This window comes from Pseudomaricurvus hydrocarbonicus (genome assembly GCF_011602365.1).
GTDB lineage: Bacteria > Pseudomonadota > Gammaproteobacteria > Pseudomonadales > Cellvibrionaceae > Pseudomaricurvus > Pseudomaricurvus hydrocarbonicus.
Window position 1 is genome coordinate 462,245 of sequence record NZ_JAAONZ010000004.1, and the last position, 6,767, is coordinate 469,011.

The window sequence follows — 6,767 nt, forward strand, 5'->3', positions numbered from 1 at the left end:
CAGAATTCTAAAGATTAATGCGTTTTCATTAGCCTACACACTAATTCATTAAACTTTCGAATTTACTCTAGATCTCTATCTCCAATTCTTTCTTAGGCCGCCCTCTCTTCTTTGGTCTAACCCGATGATTGGCTATTTTTTCAATTCGATCTTTGAAAGAGTCGCCCCCCAGAACCTGACCAACTTTTACAGTTTCTGAGATATAATTTTTCAACCTTAGATCAAACTCATAACGAAACAAGCCCCGGTAGCACTCTGACCTCTCCTGCCGGGATTCTCCCAGCTTCTGATAAATTTTGTGCTCTTGAATCAGGTTATTCCGCTTAACTCCCGCATTATGCCTGAAGCTTGACCATCGATAATCCTTTGGCTCATCCACCAAGTTAAGATACATCGGCTTAAGCTCAATATACCGATAACAACTCAAAAGATAAGCGTCAGAGTCAATCAAGCTGGACTTATAACGACCACCCCACAAGGTTCCAGAGCGTTTGTATTTGTGGTTCGCATATTGGACATAACGTCGACCCAAGGATTGCATCATAGAAGAAATAGCATGGGATGTACGAGGAGTAGCGATGACTTCAGCAGCATTCGGCAAAAGAACGTAGGCATGCACTTCGGCCTGATACTGATCAGCAGCCAACTTAAGACTGTGCAGATAAAATTCGTAATCTTCCTGATCAAAAAAGCATTCAAGATTATTGTGCCCAACCTGAACAAGATGCTGAGGAATATCAGCAAGATTAAATCGAGGAGGCCTGGCCATGTTTTACACTCATCCTTAAATTTTCGTCCTTGAAATCACACCACACAGGTGCTCAGAGATTATGCTAAATTCAAACTCATCATTCAACACTGAAAACCTCATGCTTTAGCATTAGATTTCCAATAAAATAAAAAACTAATTTTTAAAATTCATAATAATCGAATAATCTTTTTAAAGGTTACATCACACTTTCGACAAGATTTCACCTAAACCCTGTACCCACCTGATGATTTATTAAAATTTGTCTTCATACGCGCCATCAATGTACGTTAGAATTCAAACCAAACTGAATTTGGCGCACTTCACTTAAACACTAAAAATATTTTATTTCTTAATTCGATATTTTTGTCCGTAAAAAGAACTACGCCATGACAAATGGATTTGCTCAATGCCTGCAACTGCTTCCCACCGCATAGCGATCAATGGCCTGACGGATATAGGTCAAGTTCGAAACGAAAATGAAGATAACATCCGTTGGTATAACCACCCCACCCTGCCTTTTGGCTATGTGGTTGTCGCGGACGGCATGGGCGGCTACAACGGCGGATCAACCGCCAGTACGATTGCTGTTAATTATATTGGCAAACATCTGGAAGCAATCGTCAACCCAACCTTTCAATCCTGCACTCCAAATCAGCAGGAATTAATCATTCAATCGACACTGATTGAGGCCATCAACGTGGCCAATGCGGAAATTTTGCTCGCCAAGCAAAAAAATCCTCAACTTGGTCAAATGGGTACGACAGTGGCGATCGCGATCATCTGGCAAGATCAGGTCACGATTTCCCATCTGGGTGATTCTCGTGCTTATTTATGGGACAAACAGGGTTTCATTCAACTTACCAAAGATCACAGTCTGGTGCAGGAGCTCATTGACAGTGGCAGCCTTAATGAAGATCAGGCGCGGCAAAGTAATATTCGCAATCAGATAACCCGTGCCTTGGGCGTTACCCAATCCGTCGACCCCAGCATCAACAATTATCAACTCACTCAAAACTGTCTTTTAATGCTCTGCAGTGATGGTCTAACAGAATACCTGGATAACGGCCAATTGGATTATGTTTTGTCAACACACCGTCCGGCTCTAGAATGTTGTTATCGCTTAATCGATGATGCCAATCTGTTAGGCGGCAAAGACAACATCAGTGTCGGGATCATCGAATACACTCTGGAGGCTGCCCACCAAAGCAGCAGCCAAGCAACATTCACAGCGCCGCCAGCCCAACCGGATGAAGATATTACCGTTCGAAAATTTGTGCAGTAATCTAATTTTGCTGAGTGCCCCAAGCCCCAGGCACAGCAGAAGCTGTAGACATCTGGTCGACGGTAGTGCAGCCGTTTAGCTCTGACAGATACAGTGGCTGTATCCAATACCACTTACAGCGCCACGACAAACACACTCATAACACTTATTTAAAACAGCCGTAACAACAATCGCAGCAGCAAGCCCGAACACACGCATTGAAGCAAGGTAGATATTGACAATGGAAGGTCAGATTCATCAAGCCAGTACACCCATCGAAATAGCGGACAACAATGGCAACCGCTATTTTGTCAGCTCACACTACCCAGCCGACCTGACTGAAGGCACTCTGCCCAAAGAAATCAGCACTATTGGCGAATATACAAAGTTCATGGCCAACCTGCCCGGTAAAGATAAAGAGCACTTGGTTAAGTCACTGGCCAAGTCTTATCATAAAACAGCAGAAACGCTTATCTGCCAGGGTGAGCTGAAAATCTTTCCAATACCCAAAAATCACGCAGCGGCTGACCACAAAGCGCCTAAAGCCGACGACGAGATAGGGATAACTCGCGGCAAAGCGTACAGTCAGTCAGGGTATGACGGGAAGTCTAACGCTCTTAAACAGCACGAGGCTGGCCAACAAAAGATCAGCCACCTCGCCAGTGGGCCTACCCCTCCCAAAACGAAACTCTCAAATACCCAGGCCAAAAGAACTTCGAACGAAGACAACAAACACAGCGATAAAGCCGCCACAGCCAGCACGCCCTGCCAGGGAGACCCCATCAGTATGGTATCCGGTGAGGAGCTGCTGCCACTGACCGACTTTGTTCTGCCCGGCCCGATCCCCTTTCGCTGGGAGCGCACCTACCGCACCAGCAACCCGGGTAATCTGGGACTCGGTCACGGCTGGACTCACCCACTCTGCGAGCGCCTGACCCTGGAAGATGGTTTCGTCTTCTACCACACGCTGGAAGGACGCGCAGTCCGGTTTGTGCAGCCCAACATCGGAAACAGCCGCCGCAACCGCAGCGAAAAGATGACCCTGCACCGCCAAAGCGAACACAGCTATCAGATTTACCAGAAACACGAACCCCGTCGGACCTTCCGTGCAGATGGCATCAGCCAACACCTGCCTTTGGCAGAGCTGCGCGACGATTTTAGCAACAGCATCAATATTGATTACCTGAACGGCAAGCCGAATAAACTGATCACCTCGTGGGGCAGAACCCTGGAATTCCGCCATGATGATCAGGGGCATATTGTTGATATTCACAGTGCCCACGGCAGCCAGGACGTCCCCACCCTGCTTTCCCGCTATGCCTACGACGAACAAAATGACCTGATTGAAGCACAAGACCAGAGTGGTTCATCGGAACGCTATCACTACGACAACCACATCATTGTTCAGCGCAGCACCCAGGCCGGCGTGAACTTCCTGTTTGAATGGGACCAGCACACCCCCGACGCCCGCTGTCAGCGGCAGTGGGCCGACAACGGCGCCTACAATTACCGGTTCAAATGGCAGCCCAAACGTAAAATCAGCTACGCCACCGACGGCAATGGCAAAACGCGGCAATACCATTTCGACGAAAACGGCAAGGTCGTCAAAGAAGTCGATCCGGAAGGCGGCATCACCAAGCGCTTATACGACAGCTATGGTCATCTGTGCAGTGAAACGACTCCCAATGCCCAGACCACCTATTACCGCTACGACAGCCTGGGCAACATCACCCGGATCACCGACCCGCTGAACCAGAGCACTCGCATTCGTTACAACTCACAGGGCCTGCCCGCGCTAATTACCGATGCCTTGGGTAACCACTGGCAGCGCCGCTATAACGCTCAAGGATTGTTGACCGAAACCCGCGATCCCGTGGGCAACACCTGGCGCTACGACTACAACGAACGCGGCCAGCTGGAAACACTGACCGATCCCGAGGGTGGCAAGCGCCAGCTGGAATGGAACAGCCAGTTTGAACTGTTGAGTCAAACCGACCCCGATGGCCGCAAAACCGAATACAGCTACGACCACTGGAGCCGCGTCAACAGCGTCACCGACCCCGCAGGCCAGACCACCCACTACGAGTACGACAACGCCGGGCGCATCACACAGGTGACCGACAGCAAAGGTGATGTCACCAGCCTGCGGTACAACGAAGCCGGTCAGGTCACCCACCACACCGACGCCAGCGGACGCACTACCGAATACCGCTACAGTGGTTTTTCCCAGGTTGAGGAGCGTCTTGATCCCAACGGCCAGACCTTCCGCTATCAATACGATCAGGAACGCAACCTGATTGGCCTGATCAACGAAAAAGGCGAGCAATACCAGCTCAAATACGATGGCAACGAGCGTCTGATTGAAGAAATCGGCTTCGACGGCCGCCAGCAGCAATACCGCTATGACGCCGCAGGACACCTCATCGAACATCGCGACATGGATGTGATCACCCAGTTCCAGCGCGACCCTCTGGGACGCCTGCTGCGCAAGAGCAACAACTCCGGCGATGTGGCAGACTTCCACTACGACGCTCTGGGACGCCTGACCGCGGCCAACAATCAGGACGCGTTTGTCCGCTTCCAATACGATGCCTCGGGTCGCCTTGTAGCGGAACACTGCGACAACGACGTCTCGTACAACAGTCACAGCCTGAACCACCAATACGACAAGCGCGGCTGGCGCATCGGCACCAGCTCCGACGACCAGCACATCCGCTATCAGCACACGCCAGGCGGGCAACTCTACGGCGTCGATCATAACGGCAAGCCGGTCATCCGCTGTGAATACGACCAAACCGGTCGCCTGAGCCAGCGTACACAGGGTTCGCTCACCAGCCACTACGACTACGACCCAATGGGTCGACTGGTTCAGCAACGGGTTAACGGACAAGCCAAAGACGATCCGGTCATCCAGCGGGACTACAAATACAACGCTGCCGGCAATCTGGCGCAAATCGAAGACCTCCTTCGCGGCCTGACCCACTACCACTACGATGGCAACGATCAGTTGACACAGGTAGACGGCGCCATCAAAGAGGCCTTCGACTTCGACCCCGCCGGCAACCTGCTGAAAAGCAACGATGGCGAAGCCCAGTACGACCAGGGTAACCAGCTGCGCCTGCACGGCGACCGCCATTTCAGCTACGACAAACGCGGCAACCTGATTCAGGAAAATCGCGGCAAGCAGCAGTCCTTACAGGCGAACTACCAATACAACGGCTGGAACCAGCTCACCAGCGTCGAAAAAGACGGCTTTAAAACCTACTACCAATACGACGCCCTCGGCCGCCGCATCGGTAAAACCGTCACCCACATGAAATCCAAGCAGCAGAAGAAAACCACCTTCCTCTGGAACGGCGACGTCCTCTGGTCAGAAACCAACCACACGCCCAAAGGCACCCAGAGCCAGCACTACCTGTTCGAGCCCAACTCCTTCAGACCGCTGGCCCTGATCAAAGACGATCAAATCCACCACTATCATCTCGACCACCTCGGCACCCCGCAGGAGCTCACCGATGCCTGCGGCACCATTGTCTGGCAAGCCCAATACAAAGCCTACGGCCAGCTGGCAGGATTCGCCGACAAACCCGGCATCTCCAACCCCCTGCGTTTTCAGGGACAATACTTTGATAGCGAGACCGGACTGCATTACAATCGCCACAGATACTACGATCCGAGCGTTGGTCGGTTTATCCATCAGGATCCCGTGGGGTTGTTGGGAGGGGCTAACAACTATCGGTATGCCCCGAATCCGGTTGGGTGGGTGGATCCGTTTGGGTTGACGTGTAAAGAAACAATAGTGACCTACAGAGGTGATGGCCGTTCCTCTGCAACAATCTTTGAAGAAGGCTTCCAAGCCAAAGGAACCGCATTGGATTTAGAAGTCTATGCTTCAACGAACCAACCAAGTGCCTACGTCAGTACGTCAAAAAATCCAGAAGTCGCTATAGATTTCGCCACTGTTTATGGAACAAAAGACGGGATTATATATTCAGTACGCTCCGCTAACGGAATAGATGTCAACAAAGAACTAGGATCTAAATCACCATTTCCAGAAGAAGAGGAAATAGCAATTCAAGGCGGGGTAAAACCTGAACAAATCCTCGGGGCGACCCCTGTAAATGCTGATGGCTCTTACGTCGGATACACAACCCTTAACCCGAAGACCTATTAACGATGGAAAAAAAATTAGTTAAATCAAAATTGAATGACTCATTCATATACTCAGAATTTGAGTATTCCATCAAACCACCCTGGACCTTAAAAATAACTGTAGCCAATACTTTTGACTTTTCTTGTGTGGCAGCCGATTTATTTGAAGCCTTTGTCAAAGCTAGAAAAGAAGCCTCTAAAATCAATTTATATTTCCTCTGTAACGGCGCAAGAGAAAACGTCTACCCCTCTCCAATGATGAAAAGCATGGCAGGTGGCGCCATTGCTTACACCCTAACTATAGGACAACAAGCTCGTAGAAATGACACTGTAAAAGTGTTTGAAGAAACTGAAGAGGAAATCGCATCTGTAGAAGGACAGAGGCAGTTTTACGAACGATGGTTAACATCGCTGCAATAACTTTCGAATAATAAACGAGAACATTAAGCAGCTTACCAGCATCAAAAAAACGGCTTCAAGACGAGAATGTCCCACTAACTGTGTAAACCCCGTGATTCATATTACCCTAGAGGAGTTAATGAATCATGGTATCGACAATGAAAAACAAAGAACTACAGGACATGGCCGACAAGGTGGCTGGCG

The 6,767-nt window shown here is 49.9% G+C and carries 4 protein-coding genes; 3 read left to right on the forward strand and 1 reads right to left on the reverse strand.

Annotated features, from left to right (window positions below; all coding sequences use genetic code 11):
- Window positions 1-67 precede the first annotated feature (67 nt).
- On the reverse strand, window positions 68-769 hold the full coding sequence (locus G8770_RS08690) for a transposase (protein WP_167184796.1): 702 nt from the start codon (window positions 767-769) through the stop codon (window positions 68-70).
- Window positions 770-1,157: 388 nt separating this feature from the next.
- Here G8770_RS08690 and G8770_RS08695 point away from each other — a divergent pair, with 388 nt between their 5' ends.
- The 3 genes from G8770_RS08695 to G8770_RS08705 all read left to right on the forward strand — a co-directional run bounded on the left by G8770_RS08695 (window position 1,158) and on the right by G8770_RS08705 (window position 6,584).
- On the forward strand, window positions 1,158-2,033 hold the full coding sequence (locus G8770_RS08695) for a Stp1/IreP family PP2C-type Ser/Thr phosphatase (protein WP_167184799.1): 876 nt from the start codon (window positions 1,158-1,160) through the stop codon (window positions 2,031-2,033).
- A gap of 220 nt (window positions 2,034-2,253) precedes the next feature.
- Window positions 2,254-6,186, forward strand: coding sequence for an RHS repeat-associated core domain-containing protein (locus tag G8770_RS08700; protein WP_167184802.1), 3,933 nt, complete (start codon window positions 2,254-2,256; stop codon window positions 6,184-6,186).
- Window positions 6,187-6,188: 2 nt separating this feature from the next.
- On the forward strand, window positions 6,189-6,584 hold the full coding sequence (locus tag G8770_RS08705) for a hypothetical protein (protein ID WP_167184806.1): 396 nt from the start codon (window positions 6,189-6,191) through the stop codon (window positions 6,582-6,584).
- Window positions 6,585-6,767: the final 183 nt, after the last annotated feature.

What these genes read in the sequence shown, in the direction of transcription:
- G8770_RS08690 (WP_167184796.1), bottom strand. Translation starts at nt 769, where the DNA reads ATGGCCAGGCCTCCTCGATTTAATCTTGCTGATATTCCTCAGCATCTT.
- G8770_RS08695 (WP_167184799.1), top strand. Translation starts at nt 1,158, where the DNA reads ATGCCTGCAACTGCTTCCCACCGCATAGCGATCAATGGCCTGACGGAT.
- G8770_RS08700 (WP_167184802.1), top strand. Translation starts at nt 2,254, where the DNA reads ATGGAAGGTCAGATTCATCAAGCCAGTACACCCATCGAAATAGCGGAC.
- G8770_RS08705 (WP_167184806.1), top strand. Translation starts at nt 6,189, where the DNA reads ATGGAAAAAAAATTAGTTAAATCAAAATTGAATGACTCATTCATATAC.